At 38.2% G+C, this 25,407-nt stretch carries 21 protein-coding genes and 1 other annotated feature; of the genes, 2 read left to right on the top strand and 19 right to left on the bottom strand.

The window, feature by feature from the left end:
- Window positions 1–3: 3 nt before the first annotated feature.
- Genes MKY76_RS04965 through MKY76_RS04950 form a run of 4 tightly spaced genes read right to left on the bottom strand, consistent with a single transcriptional unit; the run spans window position 4 to window position 3,848 of the window.
- Window positions 4–903, bottom strand: coding sequence for an ABC transporter permease (locus MKY76_RS04965; protein WP_103117558.1), 900 nt, complete (start codon window positions 901–903; stop codon window positions 4–6).
- Window positions 904–938: 35 nt separating this feature from the next.
- Window positions 939–1,901, bottom strand: coding sequence for an oligopeptide ABC transporter permease (gene opp4B, locus MKY76_RS04960; RefSeq protein ID WP_004227362.1), 963 nt, complete (start codon window positions 1,899–1,901; stop codon window positions 939–941).
- A gap of 1 nt (window position 1,902) precedes the next feature.
- Entirely contained in the window at window positions 1,903–2,838 is a 936-nt protein-coding gene (locus tag MKY76_RS04955; protein WP_115673211.1) for an ATP-binding cassette domain-containing protein, read from the bottom strand.
- Entirely contained in the window at window positions 2,835–3,848 is a 1,014-nt protein-coding gene (locus MKY76_RS04950) for an ABC transporter ATP-binding protein (protein ID WP_103117556.1), read from the bottom strand. Before MKY76_RS04950 ends, MKY76_RS04955 begins: the two co-directional genes overlap by 4 nt.
- A gap of 748 nt (window positions 3,849–4,596) precedes the next feature.
- On the opposite strand from MKY76_RS04950, the gene MKY76_RS04945 reads away from it, so the two are divergent.
- Window positions 4,597–5,385 carry an MBL fold metallo-hydrolase gene (locus MKY76_RS04945; protein WP_103117555.1) on the top strand — a complete coding sequence of 263 codons (789 nt, stop codon included), beginning with the start codon at window positions 4,597–4,599 and terminating at the stop codon, window positions 5,383–5,385.
- A gap of 77 nt (window positions 5,386–5,462) precedes the next feature.
- On the opposite strand, the gene pyrE is transcribed toward MKY76_RS04945, so the two are convergent.
- From pyrE to MKY76_RS04875, 14 genes are all read right to left on the bottom strand, one after another.
- Window positions 5,463–6,092: an orotate phosphoribosyltransferase gene (gene pyrE, locus MKY76_RS04940; protein WP_103117554.1), complete on the bottom strand. Its 630-nt coding sequence runs from the start codon at window positions 6,090–6,092 to the stop codon at window positions 5,463–5,465.
- A 3-nt stretch (window positions 6,093–6,095) separates the two neighbouring features.
- Complete coding sequence (gene pyrF / locus MKY76_RS04935) at window positions 6,096–6,800, bottom strand: orotidine-5'-phosphate decarboxylase (RefSeq protein WP_103117553.1); 705 nt, start codon at window positions 6,798–6,800, stop codon at window positions 6,096–6,098.
- A complete protein-coding gene (locus MKY76_RS04930) occupies window positions 6,800–7,711 on the bottom strand; it encodes a dihydroorotate dehydrogenase (RefSeq protein WP_048394627.1) in 912 nt (303 codons plus the stop codon). The genes pyrF and MKY76_RS04930 overlap by 1 nt, the downstream gene beginning before the upstream one ends.
- The gene (locus MKY76_RS04925; protein WP_004227355.1) at window positions 7,708–8,481 is read right to left on the bottom strand and encodes a dihydroorotate dehydrogenase electron transfer subunit; all 774 of its coding nucleotides are present in this window, start codon (window positions 8,479–8,481) and stop codon (window positions 7,708–7,710) included. Before MKY76_RS04925 ends, MKY76_RS04930 begins: the two co-directional genes overlap by 4 nt.
- A gap of 1 nt (window position 8,482) precedes the next feature.
- Window positions 8,483–11,680, bottom strand: coding sequence for a carbamoyl-phosphate synthase large subunit (gene carB / locus MKY76_RS04920; RefSeq protein WP_112117463.1), 3,198 nt, complete (start codon window positions 11,678–11,680; stop codon window positions 8,483–8,485).
- The gene (gene carA / locus MKY76_RS04915; RefSeq protein WP_016994256.1) at window positions 11,673–12,773 is read right to left on the bottom strand and encodes a glutamine-hydrolyzing carbamoyl-phosphate synthase small subunit; all 1,101 of its coding nucleotides are present in this window, start codon (window positions 12,771–12,773) and stop codon (window positions 11,673–11,675) included. The genes carB and carA overlap by 8 nt, the downstream gene beginning before the upstream one ends.
- Window positions 12,773–14,050 carry a dihydroorotase gene (locus MKY76_RS04910; RefSeq protein ID WP_342557481.1) on the bottom strand — a complete coding sequence of 426 codons (1,278 nt, stop codon included), beginning with the start codon at window positions 14,048–14,050 and terminating at the stop codon, window positions 12,773–12,775. The genes carA and MKY76_RS04910 overlap by 1 nt, the downstream gene beginning before the upstream one ends.
- A 1-nt stretch (window position 14,051) precedes the next feature.
- Window positions 14,052–14,930: an aspartate carbamoyltransferase catalytic subunit gene (locus tag MKY76_RS04905; protein ID WP_048394636.1), complete on the bottom strand. Its 879-nt coding sequence runs from the start codon at window positions 14,928–14,930 to the stop codon at window positions 14,052–14,054.
- A gap of 194 nt (window positions 14,931–15,124) precedes the next feature.
- Window positions 15,125–16,435, bottom strand: a complete 1,311-nt coding sequence (locus tag MKY76_RS04900; protein ID WP_054549867.1) for a solute carrier family 23 protein — start codon at window positions 16,433–16,435, stop codon at window positions 15,125–15,127.
- 14 nt (window positions 16,436–16,449) lie between these two features.
- Entirely contained in the window at window positions 16,450–16,998 is a 549-nt protein-coding gene (gene pyrR / locus MKY76_RS04895; protein ID WP_103117550.1) for a bifunctional pyr operon transcriptional regulator/uracil phosphoribosyltransferase PyrR, read from the bottom strand.
- Between the two features lie 240 nt (window positions 16,999–17,238).
- Window positions 17,239–18,150 carry an RluA family pseudouridine synthase gene (locus tag MKY76_RS04890; protein ID WP_054549866.1) on the bottom strand — a complete coding sequence of 304 codons (912 nt, stop codon included), beginning with the start codon at window positions 18,148–18,150 and terminating at the stop codon, window positions 17,239–17,241.
- On the bottom strand, window positions 18,147–18,626 hold the full coding sequence (lspA, locus tag MKY76_RS04885; protein WP_004227346.1) for a signal peptidase II: 480 nt from the start codon (window positions 18,624–18,626) through the stop codon (window positions 18,147–18,149). The genes MKY76_RS04890 and lspA overlap by 4 nt, the downstream gene beginning before the upstream one ends.
- Window positions 18,627–18,791: 165 nt before the next feature.
- Window positions 18,792–20,360 carry a cation acetate symporter gene (locus tag MKY76_RS04880; RefSeq protein WP_004227344.1) on the bottom strand — a complete coding sequence of 523 codons (1,569 nt, stop codon included), beginning with the start codon at window positions 20,358–20,360 and terminating at the stop codon, window positions 18,792–18,794.
- A gap of 24 nt (window positions 20,361–20,384) precedes the next feature.
- The gene (locus tag MKY76_RS04875) at window positions 20,385–20,720 is read right to left on the bottom strand and encodes a hypothetical protein (RefSeq protein ID WP_048394642.1); all 336 of its coding nucleotides are present in this window, start codon (window positions 20,718–20,720) and stop codon (window positions 20,385–20,387) included.
- A 202-nt stretch (window positions 20,721–20,922) separates the two neighbouring features.
- Here MKY76_RS04875 and MKY76_RS04870 point away from each other — a divergent pair, with 202 nt between their 5' ends.
- Window positions 20,923–22,128 carry an AraC family transcriptional regulator gene (locus MKY76_RS04870; RefSeq protein WP_342557480.1) on the top strand — a complete coding sequence of 402 codons (1,206 nt, stop codon included), beginning with the start codon at window positions 20,923–20,925 and terminating at the stop codon, window positions 22,126–22,128.
- A 99-nt stretch (window positions 22,129–22,227) separates the two neighbouring features.
- On the opposite strand, the gene ileS is transcribed toward MKY76_RS04870, so the two are convergent.
- On the bottom strand, window positions 22,228–24,996 hold the full coding sequence (gene ileS, locus MKY76_RS04865) for an isoleucine--tRNA ligase (RefSeq protein WP_103117547.1): 2,769 nt from the start codon (window positions 24,994–24,996) through the stop codon (window positions 22,228–22,230).
- Between the two features lie 112 nt (window positions 24,997–25,108).
- Window positions 25,109–25,332: a binding site (T-box leader), on the bottom strand.
- Window positions 25,333–25,407: the final 75 nt, after the last annotated feature.

Genomic DNA, 25,407 nt, shown 5'->3' with positions numbered 1-25,407 from the left:
CCTTTATCCTAATCGTTGTTTTGCGTCAGCCGCACGTCTTAGCGCTTGACCAACATAATTTATACCAAGCATCAAAATTAATATTAATAATGATGCGGGCAACCAAATCCACCATTTTGTAGATAATACTATTGGGTTTGTTGCATAGCTTACTAATGTCCCTAAGCTAGGCGTAGAAGGTGGTAATCCAAAGCCTAAAAATGATAGACCTGTTTCAATACCAACATTTCCAGCAAAGTTTAAAGTTAGCTCTACTATTAACAAAGAACTTAAATTTGGTAGTATCCCTTTAAACATAATGGCAAAATCACTAGTCCCCATTGTTTTGGATGCATTTACATAATCTCTTCGTCCCTCTGATAGAGCTTTACTTCGAACAAGACGCGCTGTACTGATCCATTGAAAGGCACTTAAAATCAAAATCAACTCTAAAACACCATATTTAGGAATAATTGTGACCAAAACAATGATAATCATTAAGGTAGGTAATGTCATAAGAAAATCAATGATACGCATAAATAGGTTATCAATAAAGCCACCATAGTAACCCATTATTATTCCTAGAGCAATTCCTAAAGCATTTGCAATAAGAGTGATTGCAATTGCAATTAAAATAGAATTTTTTGCACCAATAATAAGCTGTCCATACATATCACGCCCAGCTTCATCAGCCCCTAAAATATATCCATTAACACCAGGTTCTGTAAATCTCTCTAATAATTTAATTCGTAATATCTCATCCTGGTTCATAAAAGCAGACATAATTAATATCACAACTATAAGTAAAGTTATACCTATAAATGAAAATAATGCTAATTTATCTTTTCTGAATTCACGTATAACAACTTGAATTCCTGTTGGTGGATTACTTTCAACTTTCACTACATCATTTTTTTGCTCCATTTTATTCACCTCTCCTTATGCGTTCAATTTAGCTGCTAGTCTATGCGGATACGTGGATCAACAATGCTCATAATTATATCTGACAATAGACTACCTAATAACGCTAAGAAGCCATAAAGCATGACAAGAGCGGTAATAACACTATAATCGCGACTTGTTACAGAATGGATGAATAATTGTCCCATACCTGGGAAGCCAAAAATTGTCTCTATGAATATTGAGCCACCCAATAATCCTGTTATTGTAAAGCCAAGAAAGGCTGCAATTGGTAATAAGGAGTTACGGAAAATATGTCTTCTATAGATTATTTTCATTGGTACACCTTTACTACGTGCTGTTTTAACATAATCCTGTGTCTTGGCATCAATAATTTCTGAACGTAAGTACTGAATAATTGTAGTTGTAGCTAGTATTGCATATGTCATCGCAGGTAAAATTAAATGATACAAGCGATTCCAATAATACTCGAGCGTTCCCGGCTCTACACCTACATCAACAGTTCCACTTGTCGGAAACCACATTAAACGATATCCAAAAATATATAAGAAAATTAAACCCAACACAAAGGTAGGTATTGCATAACTTATGAAGCTATACAAAGTAATCGACTTATCATACAAAGTATCCTGTTTACGTCCCGCTATCATTCCTAATGGAATAGCTATTAAATAAACAAGAATAGTGCTAAGCAAAGCGAGCCAGAATGTGTTTAATGCACGCTCACCTATCAATGTGGACACTGCAAGTTTATATGTATAGCTTTGTCCAAAGTCCCCCTGAAAGGCATTGATTACCCAATGGTAATATTGAATATACCAAGGGTCATAGTAACCCGCTTGAATCCTTAGTTCTTCGATTCGTGCAGGGTCAGTTTCTGGAGTAATTAACCCTGTAAAAGGATCACCTGGCATTTGTTTTGCTAAAACAAAAATAATTAAACTTAGTACAAACATTTGAGGGATCATTAAAATTACTCTTCTAACAATTGTTTTCCACATTTCACATTCCCCCTGACATTGCAACCATATGTGTGTCTGAAATGGATTTCAGTGGGTAGACTTTTCCATGCTCATCATAATATTTATGTTGCTCTTTTTGATAATTTTCCTCTACTTTTTGTCGAATTAATTTACGCTCATCCCTAGTCTCTGGTTCGATATTTGGAATGGCTGATAAAAGGCGGTTCGTGTAAATATGCTGAGGATTCTTATAAATATCATGTCTTGTACCAGTTTCCACAAAGCGTCCTTTATACATAATAGAAATATAATCACACATATGTTTAACAACACCTAAATCATGAGAAATGAATAAGTAAGTAAGACCATATTCATTTTGGATATCTTTCATAAAATTTAAGACCTGTGCTTGTACAGATAAATCTAACGCAGAAACAGGTTCATCAGCGATAATCATTTTAGGGTTACATGCAACCGCTCGTGCAATTCCAAGTCGCTGCTTTTGTCCACCTGAAAATTCATGGGGATATTTGAGTAAAACGTCCTCTGACATCCCTACAATTGCAAGCAACTCTTTAATACGTTTGCGCTCCTCTTGATCACTAAGCTTCATAAAATTTCGAATTGGCTCTGCTAGTATATCAAGAACGCGTTTTCTAGGGTTCATACTCGAATGAGAATCTTGAAAGATCATTTGAATATCTCTGTTATAGGCAGAATCACGTTTTCTCTGTTGATTTGTCACATTTTCGCCCTCATAAACGATTTGCCCAGAGGTAATTTTTTCTAAACCTATAATTGCTTTGCCTGTAGTAGACTTTCCAGATCCTGATTCCCCTACTAGTCCATAGGTTTTCCCTTTTTCAAACTCCATTGTCACACCGTCTACTGCATATACTCGATCAACAATGGTATTAAAAAATCCACCACGTATTGGATAATGAACATTTAAATCCTTAATTTGCATAAAGCTCATACAGTCCCGCCCCCTTCTTCACCTTCAAAATGAAAGTGTTTCCAGCAGGTACATCTCACAAAATGCCCTGGTGCAATTTCATGTAATTGAGGTTTTGTCTCGTGTGAAGATGCATCAATCCATGGGATTCGTCCTGAAAAACGACAACCTTCTCGAGGTAAATTTATTAAAGATGGAACCATCCCTTTAATGACTTCTAGTCTTTCATTTTCGCTATGTGTTTGTGGAATTGAATTTAATAGCGAACGAGTGTAAGGATGTCTTGGATTATTGAATAGTTCCTGAACTGGAGCTTCTTCAACTACTTCCCCTGCATACATAACTACAACTCGATCAGCCATCTCTGCTACAACACCTAAATCATGAGTAATGAGAATAATGCCTGTCTCCGTTTCAGTCTGCAATGTTTTTAATAGATCTAAAATTTGAGCCTGAATCGTAACATCTAAAGCTGTTGTCGGTTCATCTGCAATTAAAATAGTAGGCTTACATGATAAGGCAATAGCAATCATGACCCGCTGACGCATACCACCAGATAACTGATGTGGAAATTGTCTAGCCACACGTTTTGGGTTAGCGATACCAACTTGATTTAATAGTTCTAAAACTCTCTCTTCACGCTGTTGTTTTGTAAGCTTAGTATGATAGATTAATCCTTCTTCAATTTGTTCATTAATCCTCATTAAAGGATTAAGTGCTGAAAGTGGGTCTTGAAAGATAAATCCTATGTCATTTCCACGTAAGTTATTAAATTGTTGTTCATTCAATTTAGCTAAATTTTGGTTATTATAAAAAATATCGCCAGATACCTTTGTATTTACTTCATTATGCAAGCCTACAATTGTAGTCGCTAAAGTACTTTTACCACAACCAGATTCTCCAACTATTGCTAATACCTCATTTTTTTTTAGCGAAAGTGAGACATCATCTACAGCAGCGTGGTATGTATCTTTAATTCGAAAACTTGTAGTCAAATTAGATATTGTTAATAAGTATTTTGCTGTATTCAAACAATCTCTCCTCTATTATTCAATATTCTGAAAATAAAACTTGATACTTATATCAGAATCATATTTAACTTTTCTCTCCTATCCTCTCCTTTTCTATTAGATAAGCGTGAATTTAATATTTTTTTTACTTTAAATCATTAAATCACTGATAGAATTATCTGAAAATTAAACCGTGATATTATTTTAGCTAGAAAACATGTATAAACGCAAGTACCTTTTTCAAATTATTACAAACCAAAATATAAATTTCCACCATACGTCTCTCTCAAAAAAATAGTAATTTTATTATTTCGATTTCAGAAACATTTTACTTTTTATTCTCAAAGTTACATTTCCTTCAAATAAATATTTTATAAATATAATAAATAGAATTTCTTACTATATTTTTTTACAGAAATTAAATACACAAAAATTCAATAAATTCAGTATTTTTGAGTGAAAATTAAAAATTACTTTTTATGAAAAAGTTATATTTTATTCATTTTTGTTTTCAATAAATAATTTTAGACTTTAAAGTGCTAGTATTTCAAATTACTTTAAAAAAATAATTTAACAATTATAATTTATTGTTACCTTACATACTTCTTAATATCTCAAGTTGTTTACTTTTTTCTTTAATTTCAAATATAGAAATACTATTTAGAATATTATATGAGGCAATTACATGTTTTTATGTTAAAATTTTCAATAACATAGTATTATCAAATATTGTATCAGTTTACGGATATAGAAGAGGGGTGTGTCAGTTATGGTAAAAATTAATGATGTATGGTTTACAGTAGAAGAGATAAACAATGAAACATTCGCTATAAGTGAGTATGGACATTGGGAAAAAGTGCATTCCTTTTTATTGTTAGGAGACAAGCGTGCGATTCTGATTGATACAGGTTTGGGAATTGATAATATTAATAGAATTATCCTACAATTAACTTCTTTGCCTATTACAGTTATTACAACTCATGTTCATTGGGATCATATTGGTAATCATGGGCAGTTTGATGATATTTATGTTCATAAAGATGAAGTAGATTGGCTAATTAATGGAATACCCAAACTATCTATCGACCAGATTAGAAGAGATGTTGGCCGTAACATCACGTTACCTACACCAATAGCGTTCGATCCATCGACCTACCAACCTTTTCAAGGGCAGCCTTCTGGTGTTCTAGAAGATGGAGATGTTTTCGATATAGGAAACCGAAAGCTTACTGTACTACATACCCCAGGGCATTCTCCAGGACATATTGCGATTTTGGATTATAAATATGGTTATTTATTCACGGGAGATTTACTATATGATCAAGCGCCTATCTATGCCTTTTTCCCGACAACTAGCCCAGAGGACTTAGTTCAGTCTTTAGAAAGAATCGCTAACTTATCTTCTCTAACAAAAATTTTCGGCTCACATCATACACTAGGAGTTGATCCTTCTATCTTATTAGAAGTGAAAACGGCAGTTAAAATGCTACGTAAAAATAACCTTGTACGATTTGGTACAGGAATTCACCACTTTAATGGCTTTAGTATCCAATTTTAACTTATTTGTTTCCTATTTAATAGGAAGAAAAAACTGTTCCATTGATCATCAACTATGACCTATGGAACAGTTTGCAATTACAGCTCTCCAGCTTTTAATTTTCCATGCCACTCTTTTAAGAATGGAATATCTTCTTCTTTAATAGCGCCGGATTCATTTGCTGCTTCAATCAGATAATCAAAATTTGTTAATGATACGTATTGGATGCCAGCCTCATCAAATGCTTGTTCAGCGCGTGGAAGATTATATGTGTATACACAAACAACTCCAAGCACCTCACAGCCTGCTGCACGCAATGCTTCTACTGCTGTAATGGAAGAACCACCTGTAGAAACGATATCCTCCACAACCACTACTTTTTGTCCTGCTACGTATTTTCCTTCAATTTGATTACCACGGCCATGCTCCTTCGCTTTAGAGCGTACATAAACCATTGGTAATTCTAAAATATCACTTACCCATGCCGCATGTGGGATACCTGCTGTAGCTGTTCCTGCTACAATTTCTGTCGCTCCGAAATTTTCTTTGATGACAGAGGCTAAACCATTTGCTAATTGTTTACGAATAATTGGATCGGAAATTGTTAAACGTGTATCACAGTAAATAGGTGATTTAATTCCAGATGCCCATGTAAATAGCTCTGTAGGATTTAATTCTACTGCTCCAACTTTTAACATAGCGTGTGCAATTTCATTTTGTAATGTCATAATTTATGCCTCCCATAATTCACTTACGATTTTATATGCTGCTACTGGATCCTGTGCACCTGTTACAGCACGGCCAACAACGATGAGTGATGAACCATCACGCTTTGCCCCATCAGGTGTTGCTATACGTTTTTGATCGTGTGTAGCACCTCCAGCTAAACGAATTCCAGGTGTGACACGTAGAAATTCATCTCCACACACCTCAGCAATCGCCTTAGCCTCATGGACAGAGCAAACAACACCTTGTAAGCCTGCTTCCTTTGTCAGCCCTGCGTAGTGTAGGACAGACTCTTGCAATGAAAGAGCAATCTTTTGTTCTGCTTGCATTTGTTCTTCTGTTGTGGATGTTAATTGAGTAACAGCTATTAGTGCAGGACGTTCTTTGCCTGTTGGTGTTCCTGCTTCAAGTCCTTCTAGAGCTGCTTCCATCATAGCACGTCCGCCTGCAGCATGGACATTGACTAAATCTACCCCTAATTTTGCTAGCCCCTTCATCGCAGAGCCTACTGTATTTGGGATATCATGTAATTTTAAATCAAGGAAAATATCATGACCTAAATCCTTTACTTTGCGTACGATATCAGGTCCTTCTTGCATATATAATTCCATTCCAATTTTCACGAAAAGAGGCTCATCGAATTTTTTAAGAAAATCGAATACTTCTTTTTCTCCTGGAAAATCTAGAGCTAGTATAGGTTTCGTATTCATCAACGATGGCTCCTTCCAATAATCTCTGTTATATGTTCTACACCTAATGCATCCAGCTTTGCTGGTAATTCTTCAATAATGTTCGGGCAAACGAAATGGTCAACAAAGTTAGCTGTTCCTACTGCTACAGCTGAAGCACCTGCGGACATAAAATCAATGACATCCTGTGCTTCCGTTACACCGCCCATACCAATTATCGGAATATTGACAGCCTTGTACACCTCATAAACCATTCGTATTGCTACAGGTTTTACAGCAGGACCAGATAGTCCACCTGTGCCATTAGCTATGACTGGCTTACCTGTACGCTCATCTAAACGCATACCAACCAATGTATTAATCATGGTAATACCATCTGCTCCACCTGCTTCAACAGCTAGGGCAATATCAACGATGTTCGTCACGTTTGGTGATAACTTCACATAGACTGGCACTTCTGACACAGCCTTGACAGCCTTGACCAGCTCACGTGCAGTAGCAGGATCTGTTCCAAATTGAATACCACCACATTTCACATTAGGACACGAAATATTCAGCTCCAACGCTTTAACATTTGAGGCTGTTGAAATACGGCGTGCTACTTCTACATAGTCTGATGTCTCTGTTCCAGCAACATTGGCGATGATGGGCACATTATAATCCTCTAAAAATTTTAATTCCTCATTCATCACTTTTTCAATGCCTGGATTTTGTAGACCAATGGCATTTAACATCCCCGCTGCTGTTTCGGCAACACGTGGCGTAGGGTTACCTGCACGCGTTTCGACCGTTGTTGCCTTAATCATGATAGCCCCCAGTTTAGATAAATCATAAAGCTGTGCATATTCACGACCAAAACCAAAGCAACCTGAGGCTGGCATAATAGGGTTTTTTAAATCTAAGCCTGGTATTTGAATTGTTAAACGACTCATAGTGCCACCGTTCCTTTCGGGAAAACTGGACCATCAGAGCAAACTTTAACATAGTCTTTTTCAACCTGATCAGTTGTTTTGCATACACATGCAAAGCAAGCTCCAATACCACAGCCCATACGTTCTTCAAATGATAAATAGCCTTCTTTTTCAGGATAAAAGCCTTCTAATGCCCTTAACATTGGTAAAGGTCCACAGGAATAAAAAACATCAAATTCAGGAGCATGCGACTCTAAAACCGTTGTTACAAAGCCTTTTGTACCTTTCGAGCCATCCACCGTAACATAATGCGTTTCACCAAGTGCACTAAATTCATCCTCATAAAAGCAGACATCTTTTGTTTGGAAGCCTAAGACGTGGATTGTTTTCACACCACGAGCATTCAATTGCTTGGCTAGCTCATGTAATGGAGGGACACCAATGCCACCACCAACTAGTAGTGCAGTACCTCCCTCTTGCACCGCTTCTACTGGGAAACCATTCCCAATTGGTCCAAGTACGTTGACCAGCTGACCTTCTCGATTTGTTGCCAGAACTTTCGTACCACGCCCCTCAGCACGATAGATCATTGTAAACTCATTGTTGTCTTTATCAATATTTGCAATACTAATTGGTCGACGTAAAAGCGGCTCCAGTGAATCCGACACCTTTACATGGACAAACTGGCCAGGAGTCATCTCCTGAACCAGTTCACCATGAAGTGTCAGTTCGAAAATGTTTGTCGCAATTTGCTTTTGAGAGACGACCGTCATTTTCTCTTGACGTATCATATTAGTGTACTACCTCCGCTTTTGGCATTTGTTCTGCTGTAAATGTCATAGATTCGATAACACGTACCATTGCTTCTGCTGTATCTAAAGATGTTAGACAAGGAACACCATTTTCTACAGACTCACGACGAATTCGGAAGCCGTCACGAGCTGGTTGCTTGCCTTTTGTTAAAGTGTTGACAACAAGCTGAGCTTCCCCATTTTGGATAAGGTCAATCAATGTTTGTCCTTTCGCCCCAATCTTGCCTACTACATCAGTTCGTACGCCTGCTGCTTCAAATGCTTTTGCTGTACCTTCAGTTGCTACAATGCGATAGCCTACTGTTGAGAAGCGTTTTGCTAATGCAATCGCTTCTTCCTTATCTTTATCAGACACAGTGAATAATACTGTACCTTCTGTTCGTATTTCCATACCTGCTGCAACTAAGCCTTTATAAAGAGCTTTTTCTAATGTTGCATCTTTCCCCATTACTTCACCAGTAGATTTCATTTCAGGTCCTAATGTAATGTCTACACGTCGTAATTTAGCGAATGAGAACACTGGTACTTTTACAAATACGCCTTTTTGCTCAGCTGCTAGGCCTGTTGGATAGCCTTGCTCTACAATGGATTTGCCAAGGATTGCTTTTGTTGCAATATTAGCCATTGGGATATTTGTAATCTTACTTAGGAACGGTACTGTACGTGATGAACGTGGGTTCACCTCGATAACAAATACTTCGTTTTGTGAAATGACATATTGGATGTTCATTAAGCCGATGATGCCTAGCCCCTTCGCAAGACGAGTTGTATAGTCAACTAATGTATCTTTTTGTGCCTGTGTTAATTTTTGCGGTGGATAAACAGAGATTGAGTCACCAGAGTGAACTCCTGCACGCTCGATATGCTCCATAATTCCTGGTATTAACACATTCTCACCGTCACAGATAGCATCTACTTCAATTTCCTGTCCTGTTAAGTAACGGTCTACTAATACTGGATGATCTGGAGATGCCTCTACCGCGTTTTCCATATAGTGCTGTAATTCTTCTTGGTTATAAACAATTTCCATTGCACGTCCACCAAGTACATAAGAAGGGCGGACAAGCACTGGGAAGCCTAGACGCTCACCAATGGCAAGAGCCTCCTCTGTAGAAACCGCTGTTTCTCCTTGAGGTTGTGGAATATCTAATTCACGTAGCGCCTGCTCAAATTTATCGCGGTTTTCTGCACGGTCAATATCCTCAAGAGACGTACCTAAGATTTTCACACCATTAGCAGCTAATTTATCAGCAAGGTTAATAGCCGTTTGACCACCGAATTGAACAACAACACCAATTGGTTGTTCTAAGTCGATAATATGCATAACATCCTCAATTGTTAATGGTTCAAAATATAATTTATCGGAAATTGAGAAATCTGTTGACACTGTTTCTGGATTTGAGTTAATGATGATCGCTTCATAACCTGCTTCTTGAATCGCCCATACTGAGTGTACTGTGGCGTAGTCAAATTCTACCCCTTGGCCAATGCGGATTGGACCTGAACCGAGTACCACCACAGAAGGTTTTTCTGACTTAATCGATTCATTTTCGTCTTCATAAGTGCCATAGAAATATGGTGTTTCTGATTCAAATTCTGCTGCACATGTATCCACCATTTTATAGACTGGCATAATACCATGCTCTTTACGATAAGCATACAATTCTTCTGGTGTTGTTTCCCAAAGCTCAGCAATTTTCTTATCTGCAAAGCCTAAACGTTTAGCTGTTCGTAGTACGTCTTTATCATTCTTATTGTCAGCAAGCGTTTGTTCCATATCCACAATATTTTTAAATTTATTTAAGAAGAATAGATCGATTGCTGACCATTCATGAATTTGTTCAATTGTTACACCTCGACGTAAAGCTTCACCGATGAAGAATAGACGTTCATCCCCAGCCTTGCGAATACGTTTTTCAATCCAAGAATCTGAATTTTCTTCAGCATGTTTTAACTCTAAGTGTACTTGACCTGTCTCAAGAGAACGAACCGCTTTTAGCATAGCTTCCTCAAAAGTACGACCTAACGCCATTACTTCACCAGTAGCTTTCATTTGCGTACCAAGATTACGTTTAGCAGATTCGAATTTATCGAATGGCCAGCGAGGAATTTTTGCTACGATATAGTCCAGTGCAGGCTCAAAACAAGCATATGTTGAGCCTGTTACAGGATTTTTAATTTCATCTAACGTTAAGCCTACTGCAATTTTAGCGGCTAGCTTAGCAATTGGATAACCTGTTGCTTTTGATGCTAATGCAGATGAACGAGAGACACGTGGATTTACTTCAATCACATAGTAATTAAAGCTATATGGATCAAGTGCAAGCTGTACGTTACAGCCACCTTCAATTTTTAATGCGCGAATAATATCGAGTGAAATATTACGTAGCATTTGGTTTTCGCGATCAGATAATGTTTGCGTTGGTGCAACAACGATTGAGTCACCTGTATGAATCCCTACTGGGTCAACGTTTTCCATGTTACATACAACGATGGCATTGTCAGCTGCATCACGCATTACTTCGTATTCAATTTCTTTATAGCCTGCGATTGATTTCTCTAATAGACATTGCGTTACAGGTGAATATTTTAAACCCGATGTCACAATTTCTTCTAAGTCTTGATCGTTGTAGCAAATACCGCCCCCTGTACCGCCAAGTGTAAAGGCAGGTCGAACAATGACAGGATAGCCAATTTTCGCAACAAATCTTTTCGCTTCATCTAAGTTATGAATAATATCAGATTCAGGAACTGGAGCTCCTAGCTCATACATTAAATTACGGAATAAATCACGGTCCTCTGCTTTATGGATGGCATCTAATTTAGTACCAAGAATTTCAATTCCAAGCTCATCTAGAATACCTGATTTGTCTAATTCGATCGCCATATTTAGGCCCGTTTGACCACCAAGTGTTGGTAAAATCGCGTCTGGACGTTCTTTACGTAATATACGCGATACAAAATCAAGAGAAATTGGCTCAATATAGACTTTGTCTGCAATTTCTGTATCTGTCATGATTGTAGCAGGGTTTGAATTGATTAAAATAACGCGGTAGCCCTCTTCTTTTAATGAAAGACATGCTTGTGTTCCTGCATAGTCAAATTCTGCTGCTTGTCCGATAACAATTGGGCCTGAGCCGATTACTAAAATAGTTTCAATATCTGTACGTTTAGGCATGTTGTTTCCCCTTCCCTGCTTCTACTTCCATCATTTCGATGAATTCATCAAATAAGTGGTTTGAATCTTCTGGACCTGGTGATGCTTCTGGGTGATATTGCACTGTGAAAATTGGATATTTTTTATGACGCACACCTTCACATGTTCCATCATTTAACGCGATATGTGTTAATTCTAAATCTGTATCTTTTAATGATTCGATATCGATGGCATAGCCATGGTTCTGAGATGTTAAATCTGTACGACCTGTACGTAAATCTTTTACTGGATGGTTACCACCACGGTGTCCAAACGGTAATTTAAAGGCTTTTGCACCACTTGCTAAAGAAAAGATTTGATGGCCTAAACAAATACCGAACATTGGCACTTTTCCAATTAAGTTACGTACTGTTTCAATGCCTTCTTGAACATCTTCAGGATTTCCTGGTCCATTTGACAGCATGATGCCATCTGGATGCCAAGCTAAAATTTCCTCAGCTGACGTATTATAAGGTACTACTAGCACATCACAATCACGTTTGTTTAATTCACGTAAAATCCCATGCTTCATTCCATAATCAATTAGGACAACTCGTTTACCACGCCCTGGAGATGGATAGGCCGCTTTTGGTGATACTTCACGAACATGGTGCGTAATGGCTGGCGTTGCTTGTAATTGTGCTACTATTTCATCCACATTTACTTCTTCATCAGCAGCTGTCAAAATCGCTTTTACGGAACCTTTACTACGAATAATACGTGTTAATTTTCGTGTATCAATTCCTTCAATTCCTGGGATATCCTTTGATGTCAAATAATCATCTAAAGTTAAATCACAGCGGAAATTTGAAGGATTTTTAGCTAGTTCACGCACAACAAATCCACGAATGGCTGGCGTAATCGATTCAAAGTCATCACGGTTAATGCCGTAATTACCAACTAAAGGATAAGTTAAAGTGACAATTTGTCCATAGAATGAGGGATCTGAAATCGTTTCCTGATAACCCGTCATCCCTGTTGTGAATACAACCTCACCTTGTGAAGCGCGCTCGCTACCAAATGCTGTCCCTGTAAATACTGTGCCATCTTCTAAAACTAGTAAACGTTTTTTCATTACTCTGCCTCCTGATATACGATATTGCCTTCAAAAATCGTTAGTACTGGCCAACCCTTTGCCACCCAGCCGTTGAATGGTGTATTACGACCTTTTGATACAAAGCCTTCTGCATCAATCGTTTGTTCTTTTTGAGTATCAATTAAAATCATATCCGCTGAAGCACCCACTTCTAATGTGCCATATGGCAGATCAAAAATCTCAGCTGCTTTCACTGTCATCGAATCAACTAATTGTTTTAACGTCCACTTTCCTGTTTCTACAAACTGTGTATAAAGTAGTGGGAAAGCTGTTTCGAAACCTACAATACCAAATGGTGCGCCAACCATACCGCAGCATTTTTCTTCTACTGTGTGTGGCGCATGATCTGTTGCAATGCAGTCGATTGTGCCATCAAGTAGTGCTGCATGTAGAGAATCTTTATCATCCGCTGCGCGTAATGGTGGATTCATTTTCCAATTAGCATCATCAGATGGAATATCCATCTCTTCTAGTAATAAATGATGTGGACAAACTTCTGCTGTGACACGGATTCCTGCAGCCTTTGCATCTCTTACCGCACGCACTGATTCCTTCGTCGATACGTGACAAACATGGTAACGAGCGCCTGCTGCTTCTGCAAGTAGTACATCTCGTGCAATTTGTACGGATTCACAAATGGAAGGTATTCCTGGGAGGCCTAGCTCTTTATTACGCTTTCCTTCATGCATCACACCATCATAGATTAATGAGTTGTCCTCACAATGTGCTACAACGACCATATCGTGCTGGGCCGCATCTTTCATTTGCTCATACATCGTTGAGGCTAGCTGGATACCAACACCATCATCTGAGAATGCCACTGCTCCATGTGCTTTTAATTCTTCAATATTTGTTTGAACCTCACCTGATATATCCTTTGTTAGGGAACCATATGGGAGTACTCGAATAACCGCACTGTCCTTAATGAGCCCATTGATGAGTTGCATGTTTTCAACCGAATCAGGTACTGGCTTTGTATTAGGCATTGCGCAAATTGTCGTAAAGCCGCCTTTTGCTGCTGATGCCGAACCTGTTGCAATGGTTTCCTTATGCTCAAATCCTGGCTCTCGTAAATGTGTATGAACATCGATAAAGCCTGGTGCTACGATTAAGCCATGTCCTTCAATCAGTTCTGCACCTGCTACAGTCACATCTTGACCAATAGCCGTAATCTTTCCGTCTGCCATTGCAATATTGACTGTCTTCAATTCACCTTGTTCATCTAGCATTTGTACATTTTGAAGTACCTTTGTCATGTTATTCTCTCCCCTTTAAAATGGTTTCCATAATAGCCATCCGTGTGTAAACACCGTTCCGCACCTGTTCAAAAATTCGAGAGCGATCACACTCGACTAACTCAGAAGCAATTTCGACATCACGATTGACGGGTGCTGGATGCATAATAATGGCCGATTCTTTCATTTGCTTTTCTCGTTCAATTGTTAAACCAAACTCTTGATGGTAACCTTCCTTTGAGAAGCTTTTATTTACTTTATGACGTTCATGTTGCACACGTAGTAACATAATGACATCACTTATTTCGATCAGATTATCCCATGAATGGTGCGCTTCAAAACCGCCAGACCATTCTTCTGGGCAAAGGAAATGAACATTTGCCCCTAAATTTTGTAATGCTGTTGCATTTGATTTCGCTACTCGACTATGAGAGATATCTCCTGCAATGGTGACATTCAACCCTTCGAAATAGCCAAACTCTTTTTTGATGGTATAAAGATCCAATAAGGATTGTGAAGGGTGTTGCCCAGCACCGTCTCCTGCATTAATAATCGCTACGTTGATACCATTCAGCAGCTCATTGTAATACTCATCTTCTGACGCTCGAATGATGACAGCATCTAAACCAATCATTTCCAATGTTTTGACCGTATCGTACATCGTTTCCCCTTTTGTAACACTCGAAAACCCTGCATCAAAAGGGATAACATGACAGCCAATTTTGTATTCTGCCATTTCAAAGCTTGTTTTTGTACGAGTACTTGGTTCAAAGAATAGGTTGGCCACTTTGTGAGTGCGAGATAACGATGATGTTTCACCATTTTCAAATGCTTGCGCAAGATCTAGGATTTGGTTAATCTCTTCTGTTGTTAAATGTTCCATCGATAATAAGTTCTTCATCATGTGACCTCCATTAGGTTGTGAATCGTGAACGTCTTTGTATGACGTTCTCTGTATATAAAGTAAAAGCCCCGTTGATGTCATCAACGAGGCATGAGGAGGCGTGACAAACTACAGCAAGACATACATCCTACTTCAGCCTGTCCACAACTTCCCTTTTTTTGCCTCTCTGGACAATTCATTAAAAGGTACTACTATGAATCTTTATTTTGATTGTATTGTACGGGTATATCAGCTTCTTTTTTGCCTGGTAGAATCGCATTCAATAGCACACCAATAATCGCTGCTAGGGCCATTCCTTCAACACTCAATGATTCTGAGATAACAAACTTGGCACCGCCGATACCAATGACTAAAATCACTGAAGCAATTACTAGGTTACGACTGTTACCAAAATCAATATGATTATCTACTAGCATACGTAAGCCACTTGCTGCGATAATTCCGAACAGTAAGATGGAAACCCCACCAAGTACTGCGGTTGGAATCGTTGCAATTACGGCCATTGCTTTCCCGAAGAATGATAGTAAGATAGCAACCACTGCTGCACCTGCAATAACGTAGATACTGTATACTCGAGTAATGGCTAGTACACCAATATTCTCACCATACGTTGTTTTCGGAGGGCCTCCGATTAAAGCACTCACAAATGTGCCAAGTCCGTCACCTAGTAGCGAACGGTGTAGTCCTGGCTCTTTAATATAATCCCGATCTACTACTTTTCCTAATACCAGTTGATGACCAATATGTTCTGAAATTGTTACAATAACGATCGGTACCATGATAAGTAGAATTTTTGTTGTTATTTCAAACTCATAATGCACACCCGGTATTAAGAAATCAGGCATAGCGAAGAATTTTGCTTTGGCAATCGGTGTATAGTCTACTATGTCAATTATCATGGAGTAAATGTAACCTACAATTAGGCCCATCAAAATTGGCATAGTGCTTAAAATTCCTTTAAAGAAAATCGTAAAGATGATAGCTGTAAAGACCGTAACTAAAGCAGCTGAGAAGTGTAAAAAGCTATACTCTCCATTAACGTTCATTGCCATATTCACAGCCGTACCAGAAAGTCCAAGCCCAATTACCATAATTACTGGGCCTACCACAATCGGTGGCAAGATTTTCATAATCCACTTATAACCACTTTTCCAAATGATTAAGGATACAATTCCGTACGTAATGCCGACAGCCATAGCACCGATCATGGCATTGCCTGGGTTTACACTCGAACCGTCTTCATTTAAACCACCTGCAGCAAGTAGGATTGGTGCAATAAAGGCGAAGGATGAGCCTAAATAAGCTGGTACCTGGAATTTCGTAATTAATAGGAAGAATAATGTAGCAATTCCGCTTGTTAAAAGGGCAATCGCTGGACTAAGACCTACTAACTGCGGTACTAAAATCGTTGAACCAAACATCGCAAACATATGCTGGAAACTTAATGTCACTAGCTGGAGCGGGGTCGGTTTATCCTTAATATCTAAAACTGCATTTGACATACTGTTTCCTCACTTTATTGTTCGTCTTCTTTGTAAATAATGACGCAATCTTCTCCGTCTACTTCTTCTAAATTGACAACAATGCGCTCAGAGCCAGAAGTTGGAACGTTTTTTCCCACATAGTCTGCTCTAATTGGTAGCTCTCGATGTCCTCTATCTACTAGAACAGCTAGTTGAATTTGTGCAGGTCTTCCTAAATCCATTACAGCATCTAGAGCTGCACGTACTGTTCGACCTGTATAAAGTACATCATCTACTAAGATGATTTTTTGATTTTTCACTTGATACTCGATATCAACTTGTTCTACATGTGCTTGTTCGTTTTCATGTTTCGTTGTTAAATCATCTCGGTAAAGTGTAATATCAAGTTCCCCTGTACGAATCGGTTTACCTTCAATTTTTTCAATTCGCTGCGCCAAACGTCTGGCTAGAAAGGCACCTCGTGTTTTAATGCCAACTAAAATACATTCATCGATTCCTTTATTACGTTCAATTATTTCATGGGCAATACGTGTTAATGCTCGTGTCATTGATGGGCCATCTAATAATTCATTTTGTGCCATATTCGTATCCTCCTCTCTTCAATCTATTATCGGCCATGTGTCCATAAAAAAACCTCTCGAGGCGAATAGCCTGAGAGGGTTGTATACGTGTCGAAAAAGCATGTTGGAAAAATTTGCAGCACAAATTTCCACAACACTATCACATGTCCCTTCTCAGCCTCTCTGGACTGCCATTAAAGGTGAATATTTAGTTATGTTGTTCATTCACTGTCGTTAGTATAGACTTTCTTTTCGTATACGTCAATGCCTATTTCGTAAATCATTTAATAATTGTTCATAATCAGCTGGAAGTGGTGTTTCAAACTCCAAGTATTCTCCAGATGAAGGATGATCGAATCCTAAAGTCGCTGCATGTAAAACTTGTCCCCCAAAGTCGATTGTCTTTTTCGGACCATATTTTGGATCTCCAACAAGTGGGAAGCCAATATAATTCATATGCACACGAATTTGGTGTGTACGTCCCGTTTCTAAACGACATTCCACCAGCGTATAGTCACCAAAACGTTCAACAACTTGGAAATGTGTGACAGCATGTTTACCATTATCGACAACTGCCTGTTTTTGGCGATCTTTTTGGTCACGACCAATTGGTGCATCAATTGTCCCCTTATCATGTGCAATATGCCCGTGGACAAGAGCAATATATTTACGAGTAACTGTTTTATTCACTAATTGATTGACTAATGATTCATGAGCCGTATCGTTTTTAGCAACCATCAATAAGCCCGATGTATCTTTGTCGATACGATGGACAATCCCTGGTCGTAGTACACCATTAATCCCTGATAAGTCTTTACAATGATACATTAAGCCATTTACCAGTGTACCTCCCATATGGCCCGGTGCTGGATGTACCACCATACCCTTTGGTTTATTCACAACAAGAACATCTGCATCCTCATAAACAATATCTAAATCTAAATTTTCTGCGACAACATCCAATTCTTCCACTTCTGGTACATCAATAGCGATGATGTCACCAGCTTTAACCTTATATTTTGCCTTTACAGCATCACCGTTTACTTTAATGACTCCCTCACTAATCCAGTTCCCAATTTGCGTGCGTGACCACTCAGATTGTAAGCTGGAAAGTGCTTTATCAATGCGCTCTCCTTGCTGCTGTTCTTCGATTGTATATGTTACTTGCGTCATTGTTTCACCTGTTTCTTCTCTTTTTTATCTTCCATAATTAAGCCAATCATCAGCACGACAACCGCTATTGTTAATGCAGCATCTGCCACATTAAAAATAGGAAAATCATAATTAATAATTGGAATTAAAACATCTACAAAATCGACCACTTCTCCTCTAAATAGACGGTCTATAAAGTTTCCTACTGCACCACCAAGCAAGAGCATTAAGCCGACTTGAAAAACAGGCTTTCCCTTTGCTTCTTTATGATAAAAATAGACAATCGCACAGATAACAGCAACTGTGACAATACTAAACAACCACATTTGCCCCTCTAGCATCCCCCATGCTGCCCCTCTATTTCGATGAGACAAAATACCAAACCATGGGTCCCATACAGCAATGCGTTCAGCATATTCCATATTTTTCACAATCAGCCATTTTGTCCATTGATCCAGTAAAACGACAAAAGCAGCTAATCCATAATATTTATACACAGACATTCCTCCGTTCACTCAACATCTTACCTATTCTACCATAACAGTACCATTCACAATAACTAATATCATATCTAAATATGGCTGGATTCTAAATCTCTTCAAGAAATATAAAAAGGCTACCCCTATTACGTTTAAGCAATAGAAATAGCCATAACTTATTGGTTAGACAGTTTCAGACTCTTTTGAATGTACTCGCTTCATGAAGTCATTAACATCAGCAGGAACTTTGCGATCTATTAATGACACGATGATAACAGATAAGAAGCCCACAGGTACTGTCACAATACCTGGAATTTTAAACTGCAAGAAGCTTGGTAACGTTCCTGGTAAAAAGATCATCCACATAGACACGCCAAGTCCTATTAATAATCCTGCAATGGCTCCTTTTTCTGTCATGCCTCTCCACCAAATACCTAAAATGAATATTGGGGTAAATGTACTTGCAGCGACAGTAAAAGCGAGCGCCACTAAATGGCCAATAGATGCATCCTTTACAAGTAAACCCAATGCTCCATATAAAATACCTAATAATACAATAGCCACTTTCCCAGCAATAACTCGTTGTTTTTGTGTAATATCCTTTTTCATGATATTGGCATATAAATCATGAGCTAGTGCACCTGAGCTTGTAATAAACAATCCTGAAAGATTGGAGAAAATAGCTGCAAATGCTCCTGCTATAACTAATCCAAGTAGCCATTTGCCACCTAGTGCAAGGGCTGTAGTAGGAATGACCATATTATTCCCACCCAGCACTAAATCACGCATGACTTCCTCACTAGCTGTCCCAGAAATGAAAATAGATCGACCTACAACACCTAAATAAACAGCTAACAAGAAGAATGCGCTTGCAATTCCAATGGCCATGAGTGCAGATTTACGGGCTGCTTTAGCACTTGGGTTTGTATAAAAGCGCAATAAAATATGAGGAAGACCAATTGTTCCTAGCGCTAATCCTATCGTCATACTAATTGTTTGCCAGAACGTGGGGAAATAAAAGCCCGTGCCTGTCCAAGCAGCACCATCAAAATTGATATCATTGCCATCTAAGGCATACGGTGAAGTGCCTGTAATTGGACCGCTAAATGAATGGATGGCTGCTAAAATTTTATCATAATGTAAACCGCCATAAACTGCTGCAATTAACATCACAATAAACGCACCAAGACGAATCCACAACTCTAATGCTTGGTTGATGGTTGTTCCTTTCATACCACCAATACCTACATAAAAAATCATAACAACACAAGTAAATATAATGCCGAATTCATAAGAAGTACCGAAAAACATACTTAAAATCTGTGCAGCACCTAATAATTGGGGAGCTGCATAAAAGCCTGAAATAGCTAACACCACTGCCACAGCTACAAGCCGTGCTCGTCTACTATGAAAACGATAGCCTAAAAAATCTGCAACGGTAAATGCACCAAAACGTCTTAAAGGACCTGCCACAAAAATCGCTAATAATGTTAACCCAATGGAGAAGCAAAAAGCATAATAAGCACCATCATATCCAAGTTGAAATGTTAACCCTGCGATACCCAGAAATGTTGCTGCACTTAAGTAATCCCCACCAATGGCAGACCCATTTGTAAACCATCCGAAGCTTCGGCCACCTACAAAGAAATCCGAAGCTGTTGCATTTCTTTTTGTTAAATACGTAATGTATACAATTGTTCCCATTAAAGCAATGGTCATTAACATCTTTGGTTCTAATAGAGCTTCCATCATTCAACATTTCCCCCTTTGTTCCAACTACTTATTTGCTATATCATATTGCTTTAGACGTTTCTCGTACATGGCTGTGTGAACATATGCAATAATAAATGCCATAGCCATCATTACAATCGTTGTCACAAACCATGTGACTGTCATACCACCCCAGATCTTCTTAAACGCAAATGCTGGCGCAAACCAATTCATAACAGGGATACTAAAAATCAAAATAAAGTAAAATATCGATAAACCTAAACCTGTTGTAAATTCATCTTTCATAATTTTGTTTGTTGTTGCATCTAAAGGTGGTAGATCTTTCACATCAATTGTTCCTGCTTCTACATAGTCATAATCATGACTGCCTACTTCCGCCATAAGCCAACTCCCCCTTTTTTGGTAAGTGAATAATTGTCTGAAATTTCAAATTATTATTCACTACAATTATTCTATTCTATTTCAACTTCAATATAGATATAAAATATTGCTGTATTAGTACAAAAAATTGCTATTTTAAGTTAAAATATTTTTATCTTTTTATTCGTAGGGGGCTGGTAGCATTTTAAAGGTGGTATGGTATATGGAAAGCTCATTTGACAAGCAGCAAATGAGTGAATGGTTAAAAGAGGTTTTACCAAACGCTTTAGAGGAATGTAAAGTGCCAAAGCCAGAAGATGAGGTCATTATTGTCTATGAAGTCAATCGGTTATTTGATTGGGTAAAGATTAATCGATTAAAAAGAAATTATCCTAATAGTATTATTGTCCCGTTTGTTACAGAACACCTTACCTACTCGACTGGTATAGCAATTGAATTAGCTTTACCTGCACTTCTCATAAAACCATTACAAAAATCAAAATTTTTACGAATTGTAAAAAAGCTGTATACGTCCTATCAGGAAAAAAAGGCGAGTACACTTACAATGCTTGAGCTATCACAACAAGTATCCCAACAACATACCTCTCCATTTAGGGAAGCATTTTTAAAACGCCTGATCCGTGGAGAAATTGACAATGAACAAGAAATAATACAATCTGCTTCATTTTTATCGACAAACTGTATACCTAATATTGTATTTTTAATTCAAGGCTATATTGATGGGGCTAATAAGAAAGCTGTCCCACACGATGCAAGTAGTAGTATTACAACTGTTTTTCGTCAGCACTTTGCTGAGAAGGCCTCATTATCCTTTTTACATTTTGAACGCTATTTATTACTTCTCATGCGAATTCCTACTGACTACAACTCTTTCAAACATTGGACTGAGGGTGAAGCCTGTTTATTAGAGGTTATCGAGACCCTAAAAAGGGATTGTTCTATTCATCTTTTTATGGGGGTTGGAGGTGTATTTCAGGATGCTATGCAAGTGAAGGAATCCTATAGCCAGGCTAGAAAAGCACGTAGAAAACCACCTATCCATAATATACACATCCGATATTACGAAGATTTAACAAAGCATGAGCAGCTGCAAAAAGCTATTCAGTATATTGAAGAGCATTACGACGAACAACTGACCATTCGTGATGTTGCAAAATATATTAACTTTAGCCCAACTCATTTTAGTAGACTATTTAAAAAAGAAACAGGTCGCAATTTTGTTGACTATGTTGCTTATACACGCATTATCAAAACCTTACCTTTTTTACGCAAGTACGACTACACCATAGAAAAAATCTCCTCCTCCTGTGGCTTCAATACACCAAATTACTATAGTTTAACTTTTAAAAAATATGTAGGGATCTCTCCAACAGACTATCGCAATACGACAGAAATTTTATTTAAATAATGGAAAAGAATCTGCAAAACTTCCATGAAAAAAGCAAGCCTCCAACAAGGAGACTTGCACATCCTCTACATTAAAATGCAGATTCTTGTTATTTATAGATTAAACGTAATACTTTTCTACAACTTCTGCACAGCGAGCACATACTGTAGGCTGTGCTTCATTTGAACCAACTGTTTCAGAAATTGACCAGCAACGCTCACATTTCTCACCAGTAGCCTTCTCAACAACAATGGAAACATGCTCAAGTGTTAAAGCTTCAGCAGGTGCCTCCTCGATAGCAGCTACCTCAAAAGCTGAAACGATGGAAAGTTGTGCAAAGTCAATGTTGGCATCGTTCAATAATGCGACAACATCTTCTTTCGCGTAGACAGTGACTTTTGCTTCAAGTGATTTACCAATTGTTTTCGCATTACGTGCTTCCTCTAATGCTTTTAAAATATCATCGCGTACATCAATAATTTTTTCCCATTTTGTACGTAGGCTGTCAAAATTCGCTTGAACATCTACCTCTGGGAAATCTGTTAATTGAACAGAAACTTCTTCTACAATACCTTGAGCATGTAGATAAGACCACATTTCATCTGTTGTATGTGGGATAATTGGTGTCATGATTTTTACTAATGTCATCAATGTATCATAAATAACTGTTTGCATCGCACGACGATCCTTATTGTCATGACCCTCGATATAGACTACGTCTTTGGCAATATCAAGATAGAATGAAGATAACTCTACAGCAACGAAATTATTGACTACATGATAGACAGCAGCAAAATCATAACGATCATAGGCAGCACGCACAGTTTTTAAGACATCCTGTAAGCGCATATACACATATTGATCCATTTCACGAAGCTCAGCATAACTTACACGATCTTTCGTAGGATCGAAATCAGCAATATTGCCGTGTAAGAAACGGAAAGTATTACGAATTTTACGATACACTTCAGATACTTGCTTTAACATATCCATAGAGATGCGGACATCTGCTGTATAGTCAACAGAAGCAACCCATAAACGAAGTATGTCTGCTCCATACTGATCCATTACTTTTTGCGGAATAATCACATTCCCTAAAGATTTACTCATTTTACGTCCTTCACCATCAAGTACAAAACCATGTGTTAAAAGTCCTTTGTATGGTGCATAGCCGTTAATAGCTACAGATGTAATAAGAGAGGAATTAAACCAACCACGATGTTGGTCAGAGCCCTCTAAATAGAGATCAGCTGGATATTTCATACCACGTTCTACTAGTACACCTTGGTGTGATGAACCTGAATCAAACCATACATCCATAATATCATTTTCTTTGGTAAATTCGCCGTTCGGGCTACCTGGATGTGTAAAGCCTTCTGGTAATAACTCTTTTGCTGTTTTTTGGAACCAAATATTTGATCCATTCTCACGGAATAATGCTGAGACATGACTAATTGTTTCAGGTGTAATAATAGGTTCACCATTTTCAGCATAGAAAATCGGAATCGGCACACCCCACGCACGTTGACGTGAAATTACCCAGTCTCCACGATCACGAATCATATTATAAAGACGAGTTTCTCCCCAAGCTGGTGTAAATGCTGTTGCTTTTACAGCCTCTAATAACTCCCCACGGAATGCTTCAACAGATGCAAACCATTGTGGTGTCGCACGATAAATAACAGGCTTTTTCGTACGCCAGTCATGTGGATAGGAGTGCGTAAAGAAATCAAGCTTTTCTAACGCTCCTACTTCTTTTAGTTTTTCTGTGACGAGTTTATTCGCATCATTATAAAACACGCCTTCAAAGCCAGGTGCTTCATCTGTATAGCAGCCACTATTATCAAGAGGGCTAAGAATACCTAAACCATACTGTTTACCAATATGATAATCGTCTTCACCATGCCCTGGGGCTGTATGAACACAACCTGTACCCGCTTCAGCAGTTACGTGTTCACCTACCATAATAAGCGATTCACGATCGTAGAATGGATGTTGTGCTACAATACGATCTAATGCCTCTCCTTTTACTTCTTGTACAACCTCATAGTCTACCCATCCAAGCGTAGTTGCCACTGACTCTAATAACTCTTTGGCAATGATGAATTTTTTATTAGCCACTGCAACTACTACATAGATAAATTCAGGATTCAAAGAAATCCCTAAGTTTGCTGGTAATGTCCATGGTGTTGTTGTCCAAATGATAAATTTAGCATCTGCTGGAACAACACCCTTCGCATCCTTAATTGCAAAGCTTACATAAATGGATGGAGATTTGATGTCCTTATATTCAATTTCAGCTTCCGCCAAAGCAGATTCAGAAGAAGGAGACCAATAAACCGGCTTTAACCCTTTATAGATATAACCTTTTTCCGCCATTTTACCGAATACTTCAATTTGACGAGCTTCAAACTCAGGCTTTAATGTAATATATGGATTTTCCCAATCACCTCGAATGCCTAGACGGCGGAATTGGGCACGTTGATTGTCAATTTGCTCATAAGCATACTCTTCACAAAGTTGGCGGAATGCTGCTACTGACATTTCTTTACGTTTTACACCTTTGTTAGTCAATGCTTGCTCAATTGGTAAACCATGTGTATCCCAACCTGGAATATAATTGACATGGTAGCCAGTCATGGAGCGATGACGTGTAATCATATCCTTCAATACTTTATTTAGAGCATGGCCTATATGGATATCACCATTTGCATAGGGAGGACCATCATGTAGAACAAATTCTGGTCGACCTTCCGTACGCTCCATCTGTAATTTGTTAATATCCATGCCATTCCATTTTTCTTGCATTTTTGGCTCATTTGCCGGTAAATTTCCACGCATTGGGAAATCTGTTTTTGGCATTAATAAAGTATCTTTGTATTCAACCATTAAAATTCCTCCTTTATTTTACACAAACAGGTAGACATTTTTCTCATAAGACAGTTATTGGCAAAATTATCTAAAACGATTCGGAAACAAACAAAAAAAGCCCTCAATCCCACTAAGGGACGAGAAGCTTCTACTCGCGGTACCACCCTAATTGTAGTACAAAAATTTGCACTACCTCTTAAAAGCACGTTTAACGTCGTGCATCACGAAATAACCTACTTTTTTCAGTTATTTAGCTCAGAAGTGATGTTCAATGCTAGTTGTATGTTTGGGCTCTCACTGTCCCCAAATCGCTTAACAACGCCTAACAAATACTGTCTTCGTCTCTGCTTTTATGCATATCTATTCAAAATAATTACTATTACAAAGTATATGAAATTCAAACAATCGCGTCAAGTTTCATTTGTCAAT

Source organism: Lysinibacillus sp. FSL P4-0201, from assembly GCF_038593425.1.
Lineage (GTDB): Bacteria > Bacillota > Bacilli > Bacillales_A > Planococcaceae > Lysinibacillus > Lysinibacillus capsici.
Note: the sequence above shows the minus strand (reverse complement) of the source record. Positions and strands in the feature narration are given on the sequence as shown.